We start from the raw sequence: 17,123 nt of genomic DNA on the forward strand, positions 1-17,123 counted from the left end.
GGCCGCGACCCCCGGGACGACGAAGCCCCGCACGGAAGTTCCGTGCGGGGCTTCGTGCCACCCGGGCCACCGTTACGCGCGGCCGGCCCGGGCGTTCGGATCCCTAGTGCGCGTGGCCGTGGCCGTGACCGGCCTCGGCCTCCTCCTCCGGCTTCTCGACGACCGCGCTCTCGGTGGTCAGCACCATCCGTGCCACCGAGGAGGCGTTGACGACCGCGGACCGGGTCACCTTCACCGGGTCCACGACACCGTCGGCGATCAGGTCGCCGTAGGTGAGGGTGGCCGCGTTGAAGCCGGATCCGGCCGGAGCCTCGCCGACCTTGTTCACCACGACCGCCCCGTCGAGGCCGGCGTTGCTGGCGATCCAGTACAGCGGGGCCGTGAGGGCCGCGCGCAGCACGGCGACACCGGTGGCCTCGTCGCCCGAGAGCGAGTTCTCGAGCGCGTCCAGCTCACGGGCGGCCTGCACCAGCGCCGAACCGCCGCCGGGCACGATGCCCTCCTCGACCGCTGCCTTGGCCGCGTTGACGGCGTCCTCGACACGGAACTTGCGCTCCTTGAGGTCGGTCTCGGTGGCAGCGCCGACCTTGATCACCGCGATGCCGCCGGAGAGCTTGGCGAGCCGCTCCTCGAGCTTCTCGCGATCCCAGTCGGAATCGGTGGCCTCGATCTCGCGGCGCAGCTGCGCGACGCGGTTCTGGATGTCCTCCTGCGTGCCGGCACCGTCCACGATGGTGGTGCTGTCCTTGGTGACCACCACGCGTCGGGCCGAACCGAGCAGGTCGAGACCGGCATCCTTCAGGGTCAACCCGATGTCGGCGTTGATGACGGTGCCGGCGGTGACGACGGCGAGATCGTCGAGGAACGCCTTGCGGCGGTCACCGAAGAACGGCGCCTTGACCGCGACGGCCTTGAGGGTCTTGCGGATGGAGTTGACCACCAGGGTGGACAGCACCTCGCCCTCGACGTCCTCGGCGATGATCAGGACCGGCTTGCCGTTCTCGGCGATCTTCTCGAGCAGCGGCAGGAAGTCGGGCAGGGAGCCGATCTTGTCGCGGTAGATCAGGATGACGGCATCCTCGAGCACCGCCTGCTGTGCGTCGATGTCGGTGATGAAGTACGGCGAGAGGAAACCCTTGTCGAACTGGACGCCCTCGGTGACGACAAGCTCGGTCTGCAGCGTCGAGGACTCCTCGACGGTGACGACGCCGTCCTTGCCGACGGTGCTCAGGGCCTCGCCGACCATGGTGCCGATCTCCTCGTCGCGCGAGGAGACGGTGGCGACCTGGGCGATGGCTTCCTTGCCCTCGACCGGGGTGGCGGCGGCGAGGAGCGCCTCCGACACCTTCTCGGCGGCCTGGGCGATGCCGCTGCCGAGCGCGATGGGGTTGGCGCCGGCCGCGACGTTCTTCAGGCCGGCCTTGATGATGGCCTGAGCGAGCACCGTGGCGGTGGTGGTGCCGTCACCGGCGACATCGTTGGTCTTGGTGGCAACGCTCTTGACCAGCTGGGCGCCGAGGTTCTCGAACGGGTCCTCCAGCTCGATCTCCCGGGCGATGCTGACACCGTCGTTGGTGACGGTCGGACCGCCGAACGCCTTGGCGAGCACCACGTGCCGCCCACGCGGGCCGAGGGTGACCTTGACGGCGTCGGCGAGCTGATCGACGCCACGCTCGAGTGCCCGCCGCGCGGTCTCGTTGAACTCGATTTGCTTGGACATGTTCTCCGACTACTCCTGGAACGAAGGATCCGGAACGGATTCCGCCCCGGGTCCGAGACGGAACTCCGGGGCGGAATGCGTGCGGCTTACTTGGCGACGACGGCCAGCACGTCGCGAGCCGACAGGATCAGGTACTCCTGGCCGGCGTACTTGATCTCGGTTCCGCCGTACTTGCTGTAGATGACGACGTCGCCTTCCTTGACATCGAGGGGGATGCGCTTCTCACCCTCGTCGTCCCAGCGGCCGGGGCCGACGGCGACGACGGTGCCCTCCTGGGGCTTCTCCTTCGCCGTGTCCGGGATGACCAGGCCGGAGGCAGTCGTCGTCTCGGCCTCGTTGGCCTGGACGAGGATCTTGTCCTCGAGCGGCTTGATGTTCACGCTCGCCACGATGAGCCCTCCACTTTCAGGGGTTCGATGGTCCGAGGCCTCTTGTCGTCCTCGGACAGGGTTTGTTCAGTCACCACGGTGACTCCGCGCGCAGTCCCGTCGTCGCGGGTGCCGGAACTCGCTCGGCGTCGACTAGCACTCTATACACGCGAGTGCCAGCGCTCAAGGGCAGCGGGTGCTGAATGTCCCCGTGTCGCCCCGGGCGCCCCATGCTGCCATCGAAGGCCCCTCGGCCCCGGGCGGCCCTCCGGTCGACCGCGCCCGCCCGGCAACGACGGCCGGAGGCCGGCCCCCGTCCGCCCATGAGCCGGGCCCGTCCGCAACCGAGGAGACCGAATCGTGACCATTCGTATCCGGGAGCTGCCCGGTCGGCCACCCCGCCGGGCAGCGGTCCCCTCACAGCCCACTCCCCCGCCACTGTGCTCGCCCTGCGAGCCGGAAGAACGCCTCCGAGCTGGCACAACAGCGGCGCTGCCGGACTCGGCCCGCCTCCGCCACCGACGTCCGGCGGCCGGTCCACGGGCGGGGTAGCCGGGCCTGCGGCGCGGCCGGACGGACGGGGATCGCCGGTTTTCGACGAGCGCTCGCGGCCACCCGTCTGTTACGTTCGGATAACGGAGACCGAACGCGTGACCATTCGGTGACATTGCGGCCTCGTCCGCGTCACTGTCCGCCGGTCACGCACGGGAGGGGAACTATGCGCACGTCGCTGGGGATTTCCACCGGCGCTTCCGGAGTGGGCTCAGCCCTCGTCGTCGAGGGGTCCGGGGATCGCACCACCGAGTACCGATTTCTCGCCGCCGATCCCGACGCAGCCGGGGATCTGGGCGACCTCGTCATCGATGCCCTCTCCCTCATGAGCACCCAGATCGACGGCCACGCCGTCCCCGACGCCGTGGCGGTGGCCTACCGCACGCCCGAGCACGCGGAGGCGATCCGCTCCGCGGCGGTGCGCGACGGCCACATCGTCCACCTGGTTCCGGAGACGACCGCCGTCTTCGCCTACCTGCACGGCACCGGCCTCGTCGACACCGCCGACACCCTCGCCGTCGCCGACCTCGGGGCATCGGGATTCACCGTCTCCGTTTTCGACCGACGGTCCGGATCGGTGCTGCGCTCGGCCCGGACCGGGGACGTCGGGGGCGACGCCGTCCGTGGCCGCGTCTACGACCACGTGCGCCGCCAGATCGGCCGCACCCGCGGCCGCATTCCGATCGACACCGCCCTGTTGACGGTGCGCTGCCAGGGCGCCCTCGAGGCCCTCGGCTCCGCGTCGGCCACCAGGGTCGAACTCGGTGACGCCGGCCCCGCGGTGCCCCTGACCCGCGCCGAACTCGACGAGATGGTGGCCGATCTCGCCGACACCGCCGCGGCGTTCACGCGACGGATCTGCGGCGGCACCGAGCCGCGGCCGCAGATGCTCGCCCTCGTCGGCGGCGCCGCGGCCATGCCGGCTCTCGCCGGAGCCGTGACCTCCGCGTTCGCGGGGACCGCCGTGACGGTGCCGGAACCGGCCACGGCAGCGGCCCACGGTGCCGCGCTGCTCGCCGCGTCGTCACGCCTCGCGTCGTATCCGCCGGTGGGCGCCTCGGCGCCGACGCCGAGCACCCCCGGGGGCAAGGTCTCCGGCGCACTCGCCGGGGCGCTGGTCGTCGGTGCGCTCGTCGCCGGCTACGCGACCGACCGGATCGCGTCCGACGACACGCCCGTCTCCCCCGCCGGCACCAGCGACCAGGCCACCACCCAGCCTGCGGCGGCGGTTCCCGACACCGGACACACGCAGATCCCCTCCGAGGATCCTCACGCCACCGTCACCACGACGGCTCCGGACAACGGTTACGCACGCACGCCCGCGCCGGACCCCTACCCCACCGGGTCGCTACCCCCGACGAGCACCTCGGCGACGACCACGCCGCCCAGCACGCCGGAGTCGACCACCACCGACCGGCCCGAGTCGCCCCCGGAGGCCCCGGGCACCGACCGGCCGTGGCAGTTCCCGGGAACCCTGCCGAGCGTTTCGTTGCCGACCGTCCCGCTGCCGACACCGCCCGGTACGACACCGCCCGAGAGCACGACACCGAGCCCGACGACGTCCGCGCCGACGACCGAGTCCGCACCCGCCGAGACGACGACCGACACCTCCTCGACCGCCGCCCCGGCGGAGGGAACGACGAGTTCGTCCCCGTTGCGCATCGAACCGTCGCCGGTCGGCTGAGCCGCACCGGCCGATCCCCCGCAGCGGACGGTCAGGCCGGCACCTGAGCGATCTCGACCGGCAGCCCGGGGTCGGTCCCGACGGTGAGCGCGGACGGCTGCGCACCTCCGGCGATCAGGTGCGCCCCCAGCGCCGCGATCATCACCCCGTTGTCGGTGCACAACCGCGGCCGCGGCACCCGCAGCGTGATCCCCGCGGCGGCGCAGCGCTCCTCGGCGAGTTCCCGCAAGCGGGAATTGGCGGTGGCCCCACCCCCGAGGACCAGGGTGTCCACGCCCACATCCTGCGCGGCCCGCACCGCCTTCATCGTCAGCACGTCGGCCACCGACTCCTGGAAACCGGCCGCCACGTCCGCGAGCGGGACGGGCTCGCCGGCGCGCTCGCGCGCCTCGACGAACCGCGCGACGGCCGTCTTGAGCCCGGAGAAGGAGAAGTCGTGCCGGGCGTCGCGCGGCCCCGTCATCCCCCGCGGGAACACCACCGCGGTGCGGTCGCCGTCCTGCGCGGCCCGGTCCAGCGCCGGACCGCCCGGAAAACCCAGCCCGAGCAAACGCGCCACCTTGTCGAAGGCCTCCCCGGCCGCGTCGTCGACCGTGGTGCCGAGCTCGACGATCGGCGTGCGGCCGAGGTCCTCGACGTGTAGCAGGTGCGTGTGCCCGCCGGAGACCAGCAGCGCCACGCACGGCGGCATCGGCCCGTGCTCGATCGTGTCCACCGCGACGTGCCCGCCGAGGTGGTTGATCGCGTAGAACGGCACGTCCCACGCCGCCGCGTAGGCCTTGGCTGCGGCGACACCGACGAGCAGCGCACCGGCGAGGCCGGGACCGATCGTCACGCACACGGCGTCGGGCTTGGCGATCCCGGCCGCGGCGAGCGCCCGTCGCATGGTCGGGACGATCGCCTCGAGGTGTGCGCGGGACGCGATCTCCGGGACGACGCCGCCGAACCGGGCGTGTTCGTCGACGCTGGAGGCCACCTCGTCGGCGAGCAGTTCGAGGGTGCCGTCGCCGACCCACCGGACGATGCCGACGCCCGTCTCGTCGCACGAGCTCTCGATGCCCATCACGATCACGACTGTGACTCCTTCCGCCGGTCCGGCCGGCACATGGTGTACGCGTCGGCGCCGCTCGGCTGGTAGTACCGCTTCCTGGTCCCGACGATCTCGAAACCCTCCCGGCGGTACAGCGCGATCGCCGCGTCGTTGTCGGTGCGCACCTCCAGGAACACGGGGCCGCCCCAGGCGTCGGCCGCCCGCAACAGCTCGGCGAGCAGCGCGCCACCGACGCCGCGGCGCCGCTGCTGCGGGTCCACACCGATGGTGTGGACCTCGGACTCCGGATGGATTCCGGTGCCGAGACGGGCGAGACCGGCGTAGCCGATCAGCCGGCCTTCGTCGCGGGCGGCGACGTAGTGGTTCTGCGGCGCCGCCAGCTCGGCGCGGAAGGCGCCGGCGCTCCACGGGTCGTCGCCGGGGAACAGGATCCGTTCCAGCTCGGCGCACCGTGCGACGTCGGACGGCTGCAGCGCGTCGACGAGGGGAAGCGGGTCGTGGGGGCTCATTTCTTCTTCCGGTCCGCCGTCTCCACCGCATCGGGCCGGCGCAGGTAGAGGGGCACCAGGGGCTCGGGCTCCACCCCGGCGAGCAGGTCCGTGACGGCGACGGCGACCAGGCCCGCCGGAGACGGTGTGGCCACCGGATGTGCGGGCAGCGCGAAAAGGTCGGTGTGCGGGCGGGACCCGGCGATCCGCAGCGACGGCTCCGCCTTCAGCTCCGCCGGCTTGCACACGCCCGGCCCCTCGACGCGGTGGCCACCGGAGTACCGCGCCCAGTACACCTCGCGGCGACGGGCGTCGGTGACGACGAGCAGATCACCGTCGCCGTCCGTGCCGTGGACGTCGGCCGCGATCGCGTCGAGGCTGCACACGCCGTGCACCGGCACGCCGAGGGCGTCGCCGAAGGCCGCGGCGGTCGCCATACCGACACGCAGGCCCGTGAACGGGCCGGGGCCGACACCGACGACGACGGCGTCGAGGTCGGCCGGCGTGTGGCCGGTGGACGACAGGCAGTCGAGGATCTGCGGAGTCAGCACCTCGGCGTGGGCGCGTGGATTGTCCGTGACCCGCACGGCCAACGTCTCGATGTCGACGCCCCCGGGTTCACCGCCGTCGTCTACCCGGACGAGACCTGCGGTGACAGCGGGGGTGGCGGTATCCACGGCGAGAACGAGCACGAGTATCCAGAGTACCGCCGAGCGCGGCGGTCACCCCACCCAGGACCAGGTGGCGGTGCGCACGTCCGAGTCCGGTTCGCGGCGCAGCCGCACCCGCAGGTGCCGCTCGGTCAGTGTCTCGACCAGCCCCTCACCCCATTCCACGACGACCACGGCGGCGGTCAGGTCGGTGTCGAGGTCCAGGGCATCGAGTTCGTCGAGGGCGTTCGGACCGTCCCCGAGGCGGTAGGCGTCGACGTGGATCATCCCCACGGGTTCGCCACCGGCGCGATCGCCGGGGCGATGCTCGCGCGCGATGACGAAGGTCGGCGAGGTGACCCGGCCCTGTACCCCCAGGCCCGCGGCGATTCCGCGGGTCAGGGCGGTCTTCCCGGCACCGAGCGGACCGTCCAGGACGACGAGATCACCCGCGTGCAGTTCGCGTGCCAGGCGGCGGCCCAACGCCTCGGTGTCCTCGACCGTGGGCAGCTCGGCATACTGCTCGGTGCGTGTGCCGGTGGAGCGATCGTCACCCAATTGCGGCGCGCCTCCTGCCGGCGTCGTGGGCGAACCCGCGCTGGATGAGCCGGTCCAGCGCACCGACGACGACCTCGGGGAACTCGAGCTGGACCAGGTGCCCGGCCCCGCGGACCCGCTTGAGCTCGACGTCCGGCAACGCCGCTGCGAGCTCCTCGGAGCCGGAGAACGGGATGATCATGTCGGCGTCCCCGCACAGCACCAGCACGGGCACCTGTCCGAGCACCGGCAACGCCGCCGACTCGTCGTGCAGTTCGAGGGTGCGCAGGAAGTTCACGATGGTCAGCACCGAGGTTTCCGCCAGCATCCGGTCGGAGAACTCCACCAGCTTCGGGCTGACCACCGTCCCGTAGGACGCGGCGCGCAGGATCGGCGCGATGATCGCCTTGGCGGCCCCACGGGCGTACTGCACGAACCCCGGCGCGGTGCGGGCCAGATGCCGGAACGCGTCGATCACCGGGTTCTCGAGGTTACGGCCGATGCCGGTCTTGGTCAGCCCGGCGGCGGTGGTGGCGAGCAGGCCCACCCCGACGATGCGTTCGTCGAACAACTCCGGGCGCTGGGCGGCCAGGGCGATGGTCGTCATCCCGCCCATCGAGTGCCCGACCACGACGACCGGGCCGGTGGGGACGACGGTGTCGATGACGGTGCCCAGATCGCGGCCGAGCTGGGCGATGGTGCAGGACTTCGACGTCGACACGGCGGATTCCCCGTGGCCGCGCTGGTCGTAGAAGACCATCCGCACGTCCTTGCCCCACCGCTCCTGCAGATGGCGCATCTGCAGATGCCAGGACTGCATGCGCAGGCAGTACCCGTGCACGAACACGATCGTCAGCGGCGCCAGGGCCGAACCCACCTCCCGGACGGCGAGGTCGACGCCGTCCTCGGTACGCACGGTGCGCTTGGGCAGCGCGAGCATCGCGTCGAAATCTTCCTCGCCGTAGATCTCGTGCGCGGGCAGGCCCGCGGTGCGCACCGCGTACAGCCCCGCGTTCGAGCCGAGCGTGGCCAGGCTCGCACCCAACAGCCCCAAACTGCCCAACAGCGTCATCGCTGCTCGCCTCCTCCGCCACCGACGTAGGTGCGGACGGTGCGCCCGCCCACGCCGGTGACCACCTCGTAATTGATGGTGTCCAGTAGGTCGGCCCAGTCCTGCGCGGCGGGCTCGCCATGGCTACCGTCACCGAAGAAGAACGCGGTATCGCCTTCTTTTACTCCGTCCCCGTCCGGTCCGAGATCGACCACGACCTGGTCCATGCACACGCGGCCGAGCTGCGGTCGGCGGCGTCCGCCGAGCTGCACCTCGAACCGGCCGCTGAGATTACGCCGGATTCCGTCGGCGTATCCCATCGGCAGCAGGGCCACGGTGGTGTCGGCGGGCGCCACCCAGCGATGCCCGTAGGACACTCCGGACCCTGCAGTCACCTTCTTCACCAGCGCCACCCTCGTTCGCAACGTCATCGCGGGCCGGAACCCGAAGTCCCCGACCTCGGGGATCGGGGACAACCCGTACATCGCTATACCCGGTCTGACCATGTCAAAACGCAGGTCGGGGCGGGTAACGGTCGCTGCCGAGTTCGACAGGTGCACCACCTCGGGCTTCATGCCGTGGCGGCTCAGGTCGGCGACGGCCTCGCGCAGCCGGTCCCGCTGGCAGTCGATCTCGGGGTGGTCGAGTTCGTCCGCGTGTGCGAGATGGGAGAAGGCGCCGCGCAGCCGGATCGCCCCCTCCGCCCGGGCCCGGCCCAGATCCCGCAGGAACGCCGGCCACTCGTCCCGTGCCACGCCGTTGCGGTTGAGGCCGGTGTCGATCTTCGCGGTGAGCACCGCGGTCACACCCGTCTCCCGAGCCGCGGCGACGATCGACGCGAGATGCCGCGTCGACGACACCCCCAGCTCGACGCCGGCGGCGATGGCGGGGGCGAAGTCGGCGTCGACGGTGTGCAGCCACGACAGCACGGGCGCGTCGATCCCCGCGCGGCGCAGCTCGAGCGCCTCGGTCAGGGTCGTCACCCCCAGCTCCCGCGCGCCGGCGGCGAGCGCGGCCCGGGCCACCGGGACGGCACCGTGGTTGTACGCGTCGGCCTTGACCACGGCCATCACCGCCGCCTCCCCTGCGTACTCCCGCAGCCGCCGCACGTTCTCGGCCACGGCGTCGAGGTCGATCAACGCCTCGGCCTGCGGCAGGTCGTGGTGGAGGTGGTTGCGGGGTCGGGGTTCGGCCGTGGTCATGAATCTCGATCCTGCCACTGCGGACGAAGTGGCCCGCAGCACGGTGGCAGGTGTCGGGATCACGATTCGGCCATGCCCCGCAGGCTCCGCACCGCCGCGGGCACCCGATCCAGGATCGCGCTCGCCGAAGTTGGGGCGGCCCAACCGGGTTCACCGCCGCGAGCGGCGAGATCGCGACCGCCGCGAGCGGCGAGATCGTGCCCGCCGCGCGCGGCGAGATCCGCGGCGGTGGAGTGGGCGCGCGCGCCCGCCGCGGCCGCGAGATCCGGAGCCATCCCCGCGGACATCAGTGCCCCGATCATCCCGGACAGCACGTCGCCCGCGCCGGCGGTGGCCGCCCACGACCCGCCCGCCTCGTTGACGAACACGTGCCCGTCCGGGTTCGCGATCAGCGTCGACCGGCCCTTGAGCAGTACGTGAACCCGCCAGTCGGCGGCCAGTGCCCGCACCGCCGCCACCCGGTCCGGCTCGGGCCGGCGTCCGGTGAGCCGCGCGAACTCCCCGGCATGCGGTGTCAGCAGGGTCGGAGCCCGCCGGCCGCGGACCAGGTCCGGCTGCCGCGACAGCAGCGTCAGCCCGTCGGCGTCGACGAGGACGGGAAGATCGGTGGCCAGCACGTCGCGCAACGTGTCGGCCGCCTGGTGATCGGTGCCGCCGCCCGGCCCGATCACCCATGCCTGGACGCGGCCCGCCTCGGCGAACGACGGCGCGGCCACCACCTCGGGGAACCGGGCCAGCACGACGGGGGCGGCGCTGCCGGCGTAGCGGACCATGCCGGACGTCGCGGCCACCGCTGCGCCGGCGCAGAGCACGCCGGCGCCCGGGAACCGGGCGCTGCCCGCGACGATGCCCACGACGCCCTGGCTGTACTTGTCGTCGTCGGCGCCCGGGACCGGCCAGATTGCTCCGATCTCGGCGGGCTCGGCCGCCACCATGCACGGCGGCGGCAGCTCGAGACCGATGTCGACGAGCTCGACCCGCCCGCACCGGGTGGGCGCGAGGGCGTGGACCGGCTTGTAGGCGCCGAATGTGACGGTCACGGCCGCGGTCACGGCCGGCCCGTCGACGGCGCCGGTGTCCGGGTCGACGCCGCTCGGGGTGTCCACGGCCACGATCGGGGCGGTGATCTGCTCGACCACCGCGGCCGCGGCCGGGCGCAGCGGGCCCCGGCCGGAGATGCCGACAACGCCGTCGAGCACGAGGTCCGGGTCACCGATCCGGTCCGGATCCGCCGGTACGGCGCGCCCGCCGGCGGCGCGCAGCGCCGCCAGTCCCGCCCGGTGCGCCCGCTCGGGGTCGAGGAGCAGCGCCGTGACCGCGACCCCGCGGCGGCGCAGGAACGCGCCCGCCCACAGGGCGTCGCCGCCGTTGTCGCCCGATCCGACGAGCAGGGTCACGCGACGACCGGCGACGGCGCCGGTGCGCGAGCGCAGTTCCGCCGCCGCGACCCGGGCGAGCCCGAACGCGGCGCGGCGCATCAGCGTGCCCTCGGGCAGGGCGGCGAGCAGCGGCGCCTCCGCCGCCCGCACCTGCTCGCACGGGTAGTAGCTGCGCATCGGGCCTCCCGCCGGGGTCGCTATTCCACCGTCACGGACTTGGCGAGGTTGCGTGGCTTGTCGACGTCGTAGCCGCGCGCCTGGGCGACCTCGGCGGCGAAGACCTGCAGCGGCACGGTCGACAGCAGCGGCTGCAGCAACGTCGGCGCGGCGGGGATCTCGATCAGGTGGTCGGCGAACGGCCGCACCGCCTCGTCGCCCTCCTCCGCGATCACCACGGTGCGGGCACCGCGGGCCTGGATCTCCCGGATGTTGCTCAGCAGCTTCGAGTGCAGCACCGCCCGGCCCTTCGGCGACGGCATCACCACGATCACCGGCAGCCCGTCCTCGATCAGCGCGATCGGACCGTGCTTGAGCTCGCCGGCGGCGAAGCCCTCGGCGTGCATGTACGCCAGCTCCTTGAGCTTGAGCGCACCCTCGAGCGCCACCGGATACCCCACGTGCCGGCCCAGGAACAGCACCGTCGACGACGCCGCCAGCTCCCGCGCCAGGCGCCGCACCGGCTCGACCGTCTCGAGCACCCGCGCGATCAGGTGCGGCATCGCGGCCAGATCGGCGTACTCGCGGGCCACCTCGTCCGGGTACTTGGTGCCGCGGGCCTGCGCCAGCGCCAACCCCACCAGGTAGTTCGCGGCGACCTGCGCCAGGAACGCCTTGGTCGAGGCCACCCCGATCTCCGGGCCGGCCCGGGTGTAGAGCACCGCGTCGGCCTCCCGGGGGATCTGCGCGCCGTTGGTGTTGCACACCGCCAGCACCCGTGCCTTCTGATCCTTCGCGTGCCGCACCGCCTCGAGGGTGTCGGCGGTTTCCCCGGACTGCGAGATCGCCACCACCAGCGTCGACCGGTCCAGCACCGGATCCCGGTACCGGAACTCGCTGGCGAGCTCGACCTCCACCGGCAACCGCGTCCAGTGCTCGATCGCGTACTTGGCCACCAGACCCGAGTGGTAGGCGCTGCCACACGCGACGACGAACACCTTGTCCACGTCGCGCAGCTCCTGATCCGACAGCCGCTGCTCGTCGAGCACGATGCGGCCCCCGGCGAAGTGCCCGAGCAGCGTGTCGGCCACCGCGGCGGGCTGCTCCTCGATCTCCTTGAGCATGAAGTAGTCGTGGCCGCCCTTCTCGGCGGCCGCCAGATCCCAGTCGATCTCGAACGGGCGGGTCACCACGTCGGTGCCGCCGTCGAAATCGGACACCTGATACCCGTCGGCGGTGATCACCACCACCTGGTCCTGGCCCAGCTCCACCGCGTGCCGGGTGTGCTCGATGAACGCGGCCACGTCCGAGGCCACGAACGTCTCGCCGTCGCCGACCCCGACGACCAGCGGCGTCGACCGGCGCGCCGCGACGATCGTGTCCGGATGGTCGGCATGGGTGAACACCAGCGTGAAGGCCCCCTCGAGCCGGCGCAGCACCGACAGCGCACTGGCCTCGAAGTCCCCCGCGGTCGGCCCGTCCGCATACGCCCGGGCCACCAGATGCACCGCCACCTCGGTGTCGGTGTCGCTGGCGAACTCCACCCCGGCCTTCTCGAGCTCCACCCGCAGCGGCGCGAAGTTCTCGATGATGCCGTTGTGCACCACCGCCACCTTCCCCGACCCGTCCCGGTGCGGATGCGCATTGCGGTCGGTGGGACGACCGTGCGTGGCCCACCGGGTGTGCCCCATGCCGGTGGTGCCGGCGAAGTGCTCCACCCCCACCTCGTCGAGCTCGGCCTCGAGATTGGCCAGCCGGCCCGCCTTGCGCTCGACGGCCAGGCCGCCCGCACCGTCCAGGACCGCCACACCGGCCGAGTCGTAGCCCCGGTACTCCATCCGCCGCAGTGCCTCCACCACGACATCGAGAGCCGGGCGATGCCCGACGTACCCCACGATTCCGCACATGGTTAGCAGGGTACTGGTCCGCGACCCGCCGGTAACAACTCGTCCACGTCCCGGCGGGTGGCACGCTCGAAGCTGATCATCGGCTAACGTTCACGCCGTGGCGGCGAAACCGAAATCCCTGGCCCAGCGGCTCTCGAAGCGCGGACCGCACACGGTGCTGCGCGGCAACCTCGCTCTCGCAGGTCAGCCGGGCATCGTCTACACCCCCGCCGAGGGCTTCGGCCTGCCCGCCGTCGCGTTCGGCCACGGCTGGATGACCGGTCTCGACAAGTACTCGGCGCTGTTCGAACACCTCGCCTCGTGGGGCATCGTCGTGGCCGCCCCGAGCACCGAACGCGGGCCGATCCCGTCGCACCTGGGCCTGGCCGCCGACCTCGGCACCACCCTCGACATCTGCGTGGGCGTGCGCCTGGGCACCGGACGGATCAGCGTGCACCCCGACCGTCTCGGCCTGGTCGGCCACGGCATGGGCGCGGGAGCTGCGGTACTTGCGGCGTCCCGGCGCGACGTGGCCGCCGTCGCCGCGCTCTACCCGGCCCCGACGTCGCCGCCGGCCTCGGTCCTGGCCGCGCGTGTGCACGCGCCCGGGCTCGTGCTCGCCGCCGAGAAGGACCTCGGCTCGATGGGCAGTGATGCCGTCGCCGTCGCCCAGGCCTGGGGCGGCGAGATGCTGATGCGGTCCGTCCACAAGGCCACCGACGACGGCATGATCGAGGGCCGCCGCCTGCTCGCCTTCCTCGGCGTCGGCGGCGCCCAGCGCAACACCCAGAAGGTCACCCGCGCGCTGCTCACCGGATATCTGCTGTACCGGCTCGCCGGCGACAAGACCTACGCGCCGTTCGCCGACCCCGAGGCCGAGCTTCCCGGCTCGGAGGTGCTCACCGAGCCCGACGCGATCGACCGCGAGCTCGGCACTCAGATCAACCAGCTGCTCGGGCGGTAGAACTCCTCTTCGACGGCCGGCGCCGGCCCGCGCGTCGCGCCGGCGGCGAGTTCACGGGGTTCCCGGAGGCGCCGCAGGTTCTCGAGCCGGCGCTCGACCGCGTCCCGGTGCTCGGCGACGATGTGTTCGAACCGTCCGGTCACAGCGGCCCCGCCTCCGCCAGGACCACGCCGTCGGCAGGCTCCTCCTCGGGGCCCGCTTCGACGCTCTCACCAGCAGGTACCGCCGACGCGGGCCGCCGCGCGGGGGTGTCCGCCCGCGTGCCGGGCATCCCGGCCGGCGCGGGACCGAGCGCTCCGCCGTCACCTGGTTCGTCCGGTCGCCGCGGCTCGTCGGGCGGTGCGGGACCGAGCGCTCCGCCGTCACCTGGTTCGTCCGGTCGCCGCGGCTCGTCGGGCGGTGCGGGCGGCGTGTCGTCGCCCACACCGGCGCCGGGTGTGTCGGGGTCCGTTCCCGTCCCTCCGGCGGCGGGGGCCGGGGTCTCGGGGGCGGGTGTGCGCGACGGCGGATGTGCCGGATCCGGCGGCGGCGACGACAGCGGACGCTCCGGCTGCGGTTGCGGCGGGCCGGCCGGCTCGACGGCCTCGGAAACCTCTTCCACCACGGTCGTGGCCAGACCGAGGACCGCGCCTGTGAGTTCGCCCACGGCCGTCGCCAGCCGCAGCCCCGCGGCCACCAGGTCCGTCGCCGCCCCACACGGCGACCACGGATCGGTCATCGGAGCCACGCTCCGCGGGCCGGGATCCGGCGGCGCCAGCGTCGCGGCGAGTTCGGCGAGTACAGCCCGCACCGCTCGGTCGGTGTCGTCGCACAGGTCGAGGAACGACTCGACGGCCGTCTCCACCCCGGGCCGGAACACCTCGTCGCGCCACCGCCCGCACCATTGCGTGACAGCCGCGCGTGCGGGGGCCGGGCCCAGCGCCGAATCCCAGGCGGCGAGCTGGGCTGTCGTCGGGCCGTCGCCGCCCGCGGCGCCGGCCAGAATCGCGTCGATCTCCTCGACGGTGCGCCCGCCGACGGTCGTGTCGGCGAACTCGGCGGCCGCCCGGGACTTCTCCTCGACGATCGCGAGCACCGCGGCCGCCGCGTCGGTCAGCGCGCGACGTGCGGCGCCGAGCCGTGCCTGCAGGTCCTCGCCGACCGCCACATGACGGTCGAGCGCGTCGGCCGCACCCACCGCCCCGCCTCCGGTCCAGGCCGCCGCCAAGGCGTCGACGTAGGAGCGCTGCCGCGCGACCTCGGCACCCAGGGCACCCTCGAGCCGGGCGAACACGTCGGCGTCCGCGAGCAGGACGGCCGGATCCGTGCCGCGCTGCTCGTCGTAGCGTTCCCGCAACTGCGCACAGGACGGCAGGCCGGGGGCGCAGCGCTCGGCGCGGGGAAGATGCTCGGCGAAGAAGCGCAACCCGACGCGGCCCCCGTCGAGCACCAGGTCGAGCCGCTGCCCGCCCCCGGTCACCGGCCTCCTCCGGTCACCGGTGCCCCGTCGGCGGCAGGTCGACGGCCCGCAGGACCGACTCGGACTCCCGCTCCAGCCACGCGTACCCCCCGGCCGCGCGCCGCAGCGCCTCCGCGCGGGCGGCCGTCGCCGCCGACCACTCCGCGACCGCCCGATGCAGCCCGTCGTAGCGCGCTCGCACGACCTCGGCCTCGGACCGGTAGCGGTCGCCGGCCGCGTCCGGACCGAAGCCGACGGCGCGGCACGCACGCGCATGCCAGTCGATCTCGGCGGCCGAGTCCGCCAGGCCCTCGGCGATCACCCGGACCGCCGCACCGTCGAGCCCCACCCCGTCACGCACCGCGCCGCCCCCTCCCTCGTCCCCCCGGGTGGTTCGACGCAGCGGGAGGCGGATCGGTTCCCCGGCGGGGCAGAGCCGACAGATGGAGGCCGACAGATGGAGGCCGACAGATGGAGGCCGACAGATGGAGGCCGACAGATGGAGGCCGACAGATGGAGGCCGACAGATGGAGGCCGTCGGATCGGTGCCGTCAGACGGAGGCGACCGCTCCCGCGAGACGATCGGCGAGAGCACGGGCCACCGCGTCGTCGGCGGCCTCGACCATCACCCGGACCAGTTGTTCGGTGCCCGACGGACGCAGCAGCACCCGCCCGGTCTCCCCCAGTTCCCGCTCCACGGCGGCAACGGCGTCCGCGACGACGGAAGCCTTGGCCACCGCGGCCTTGTCCGACACGGGCACGTTCACCAGCACCTGCGGCAGGGTGCGCATGACCGCGGCGAGCTCCGCGAGGGGCGAAGCGGTCGCGACCATCCGTTCCATAAGGCGCAGGCCGGTGAGCACCCCGTCGCCGGTGGTTCCCAGGGCCGGCAGCACGATGTGGCCGGACTGTTCGCCGCCGAGGCTGAACGAGCCGCGGCGCAGCTCCTCGAGCACGTATCGGTCGCCGACGCCGGCGGTCACGACCGTGATCCCGGCCTCGCGCATCGCCAGGTGCAGGCCGAGGTTGCTCATCACAGTGGCGACGAGCGTGTCGGCGTGCAGCTCGCCGGCCTCGCGCATCCCGAGGGCGAGGATCGCCATGATCGCGTCGCCGTCCACCACGGTGCCCGTCGCATCGACCGCGAGGCACCGGTCGGCGTCGCCGTCGTGCGCGAGACCGAGGTCGGCGCCGTGCTCGACGACCGCGGCCCGGAGGCCGTCGAGATGCGTCGAACCGCAGCCGTCGTTGATGTTGAGCCCGTCCGGGTCGGCGTGCAGCGCGACGACCGTGGCCCCGGCCGCGGCGTACGCGGCCGGCCCGACGCGCGACGCGGCGCCGTTGGCGCAGTCCACCACGACCGTCAGGCCCGTCAGCGGCATGCGCACCGCCGTCGCGAGGTGGGCGAGGTAGCGGTCGGCGGCATCGTCGGCGGTCCGCACCCGGCCGATGCCCGCGCCGGTGGGGCGGGCGACCCCGCCCGCACCGTGCAGCATGGCCTCGATACGGTCCTCGACGGCGTCGTCGAGCTTGTGACCGCCGGCCGCGAAGATCTTGATGCCGTTGTCCGGCATGGGGTTGTGCGACGCGGAGATCATCACGCCGAGGTCGGCGTCGTAGGCCCCGGTCAGGAACGCGACAGCCGGGGTGGGCAGCACCCCGACGGACAACACGTCGACGCCGGCCGCGGTCAGGCCCGCGGTCACGGCGGCCTCGAGCATCTCCCCGCTGGCACGGGGGTCGCGGCCCACCACCGCGACGGGGCGCCGGCCCTCGGCACCGCCTGCCAGCACGGTCGCGGCCGCCCCGGCGAGCCGTACCGCCAGTTCGACCGTGAGCTCGGCGTTCGCCAAGCCTCGCACGCCATCGGTGCCGAACATCCGACCCATCGAGCAAAGTCCTCCACGTCGAGAAATGCGGTCTCCGCCGTCCGCGGGCGCCGCCTGCTGTCGCAAAAAGTACGTCAATGCACGAGAGCAGGCGTCCGGTAGGGAATT

General features: G+C 73.1%; 16 protein-coding genes. 2 read left to right on the forward strand and 14 right to left on the reverse strand.

Translation table 11 applies throughout. The features are described from left to right. Nucleotides 1-103: 103 nt before the first annotated feature. Entirely contained in the window at nucleotides 104-1,720 is a 1,617-nt protein-coding gene (groL, locus tag HFP48_RS18485; RefSeq protein WP_006940029.1) for a chaperonin GroEL, read from the reverse strand. A gap of 86 nt (nucleotides 1,721-1,806) precedes the next feature. After that, entirely contained in the window at nucleotides 1,807-2,109 is a 303-nt protein-coding gene (gene groES, locus HFP48_RS18490; RefSeq protein ID WP_003938034.1) for a co-chaperone GroES, read from the reverse strand. Nucleotides 2,110-2,806: 697 nt separating this feature from the next. Here groES and HFP48_RS18495 point away from each other — a divergent pair. Continuing rightward, nucleotides 2,807-4,324 carry an Hsp70 family protein gene (locus tag HFP48_RS18495; RefSeq protein ID WP_029544794.1) on the forward strand — a complete coding sequence of 506 codons (1,518 nt, stop codon included), beginning with the start codon at nucleotides 2,807-2,809 and terminating at the stop codon, nucleotides 4,322-4,324. 31 nt (nucleotides 4,325-4,355) lie between these two features. Here the strand turns inward: HFP48_RS18495 and tsaD are convergent, their stop codons facing one another. From tsaD to glmS, 8 genes are read right to left on the reverse strand one after another with little or no spacing between them, the layout of a single operon-like run. After that, complete coding sequence (tsaD, locus tag HFP48_RS18500) at nucleotides 4,356-5,396, reverse strand: tRNA (adenosine(37)-N6)-threonylcarbamoyltransferase complex transferase subunit TsaD (RefSeq protein WP_006940025.1); 1,041 nt, start codon at nucleotides 5,394-5,396, stop codon at nucleotides 4,356-4,358. Further along, nucleotides 5,393-5,884 carry a ribosomal protein S18-alanine N-acetyltransferase gene (gene rimI, locus HFP48_RS18505; RefSeq protein ID WP_168579851.1) on the reverse strand — a complete coding sequence of 164 codons (492 nt, stop codon included), beginning with the start codon at nucleotides 5,882-5,884 and terminating at the stop codon, nucleotides 5,393-5,395. The genes tsaD and rimI overlap by 4 nt, the downstream gene beginning before the upstream one ends. Next, nucleotides 5,881-6,555 carry a tRNA (adenosine(37)-N6)-threonylcarbamoyltransferase complex dimerization subunit type 1 TsaB gene (gene tsaB / locus HFP48_RS18510; protein WP_168579852.1) on the reverse strand — a complete coding sequence of 225 codons (675 nt, stop codon included), beginning with the start codon at nucleotides 6,553-6,555 and terminating at the stop codon, nucleotides 5,881-5,883. Before tsaB ends, rimI begins: the two co-directional genes overlap by 4 nt. Before the next feature lie 30 nt (nucleotides 6,556-6,585). Then, nucleotides 6,586-7,071, reverse strand: a complete 486-nt coding sequence (gene tsaE, locus HFP48_RS18515; protein ID WP_006940019.1) for a tRNA (adenosine(37)-N6)-threonylcarbamoyltransferase complex ATPase subunit type 1 TsaE — start codon at nucleotides 7,069-7,071, stop codon at nucleotides 6,586-6,588. Next, nucleotides 7,064-8,122: an alpha/beta hydrolase gene (locus HFP48_RS18520; RefSeq protein ID WP_029544798.1), complete on the reverse strand. Its 1,059-nt coding sequence runs from the start codon at nucleotides 8,120-8,122 to the stop codon at nucleotides 7,064-7,066. Before HFP48_RS18520 ends, tsaE begins: the two co-directional genes overlap by 8 nt. Continuing rightward, the gene (alr, locus tag HFP48_RS18525) at nucleotides 8,119-9,303 is read right to left on the reverse strand and encodes an alanine racemase (protein WP_029544801.1); all 1,185 of its coding nucleotides are present in this window, start codon (nucleotides 9,301-9,303) and stop codon (nucleotides 8,119-8,121) included. The genes HFP48_RS18520 and alr overlap by 4 nt, the downstream gene beginning before the upstream one ends. A gap of 59 nt (nucleotides 9,304-9,362) precedes the next feature. Continuing rightward, nucleotides 9,363-10,859: an NAD(P)H-hydrate dehydratase gene (locus tag HFP48_RS18530; protein WP_006934938.1), complete on the reverse strand. Its 1,497-nt coding sequence runs from the start codon at nucleotides 10,857-10,859 to the stop codon at nucleotides 9,363-9,365. A 20-nt stretch (nucleotides 10,860-10,879) separates the two neighbouring features. Continuing rightward, nucleotides 10,880-12,745, reverse strand: coding sequence for a glutamine--fructose-6-phosphate transaminase (isomerizing) (gene glmS, locus HFP48_RS18535; RefSeq protein WP_029544805.1), 1,866 nt, complete (start codon nucleotides 12,743-12,745; stop codon nucleotides 10,880-10,882). 97 nt (nucleotides 12,746-12,842) lie between these two features. On the opposite strand from glmS, the gene HFP48_RS18540 reads away from it, so the two are divergent. After that, nucleotides 12,843-13,688 (forward strand): dienelactone hydrolase family protein, encoded by an 846-nt coding sequence (locus tag HFP48_RS18540; protein WP_029544807.1) that lies wholly within the window; start codon nucleotides 12,843-12,845, stop codon nucleotides 13,686-13,688. Here HFP48_RS18540 and HFP48_RS18545 read toward each other — a convergent pair. The 4 genes from HFP48_RS18545 to glmM form a co-directional block, all read right to left on the reverse strand. After that, nucleotides 13,661-13,831, reverse strand: coding sequence for a hypothetical protein (locus tag HFP48_RS18545; RefSeq protein ID WP_006934931.1), 171 nt, complete (start codon nucleotides 13,829-13,831; stop codon nucleotides 13,661-13,663). The genes HFP48_RS18540 and HFP48_RS18545 overlap by 28 nt on opposite strands. Beyond that, on the reverse strand, nucleotides 13,828-15,147 hold the full coding sequence (locus HFP48_RS18550; RefSeq protein ID WP_168579853.1) for a hypothetical protein: 1,320 nt from the start codon (nucleotides 15,145-15,147) through the stop codon (nucleotides 13,828-13,830). The genes HFP48_RS18545 and HFP48_RS18550 overlap by 4 nt, the downstream gene beginning before the upstream one ends. A 13-nt stretch (nucleotides 15,148-15,160) precedes the next feature. After that, nucleotides 15,161-15,487, reverse strand: a complete 327-nt coding sequence (locus HFP48_RS18555) for a hypothetical protein (protein WP_006934927.1) — start codon at nucleotides 15,485-15,487, stop codon at nucleotides 15,161-15,163. Nucleotides 15,488-15,677: 190 nt separating this feature from the next. After that, nucleotides 15,678-17,015: a phosphoglucosamine mutase gene (gene glmM, locus HFP48_RS18560; protein WP_006934924.1), complete on the reverse strand. Its 1,338-nt coding sequence runs from the start codon at nucleotides 17,013-17,015 to the stop codon at nucleotides 15,678-15,680. Nucleotides 17,016-17,123 lie beyond the last annotated feature (108 nt).

Source organism: Rhodococcus sp. DMU1, assembly GCF_012272955.1.
Classification (GTDB): domain Bacteria; phylum Actinomycetota; class Actinomycetes; order Mycobacteriales; family Mycobacteriaceae; genus Rhodococcus; species Rhodococcus aetherivorans.

Coding starts and splice junctions, on each gene's coding strand:
- HFP48_RS18520 (WP_029544798.1), bottom strand. CDS start 8,122: ATGACGCTGTTGGGCAGTTTGGGGCTGTTGGGTGCGAGCCTGGCCACG.
- glmS (WP_029544805.1), bottom strand. CDS start 12,745: ATGTGCGGAATCGTGGGGTACGTCGGGCATCGCCCGGCTCTCGATGTC.
- alr (WP_029544801.1), bottom strand. CDS start 9,303: ATGACCACGGCCGAACCCCGACCCCGCAACCACCTCCACCACGACCTG.
- glmM (WP_006934924.1), bottom strand. CDS start 17,015: ATGGGTCGGATGTTCGGCACCGATGGCGTGCGAGGCTTGGCGAACGCC.
- HFP48_RS18530 (WP_006934938.1), bottom strand. CDS start 10,859: ATGCGCAGCTACTACCCGTGCGAGCAGGTGCGGGCGGCGGAGGCGCCG.
- rimI (WP_168579851.1), bottom strand. CDS start 5,884: ATGAGCCCCCACGACCCGCTTCCCCTCGTCGACGCGCTGCAGCCGTCC.
- HFP48_RS18495 (WP_029544794.1), top strand. CDS start 2,807: ATGCGCACGTCGCTGGGGATTTCCACCGGCGCTTCCGGAGTGGGCTCA.
- groL (WP_006940029.1), bottom strand. CDS start 1,720: ATGTCCAAGCAAATCGAGTTCAACGAGACCGCGCGGCGGGCACTCGAG.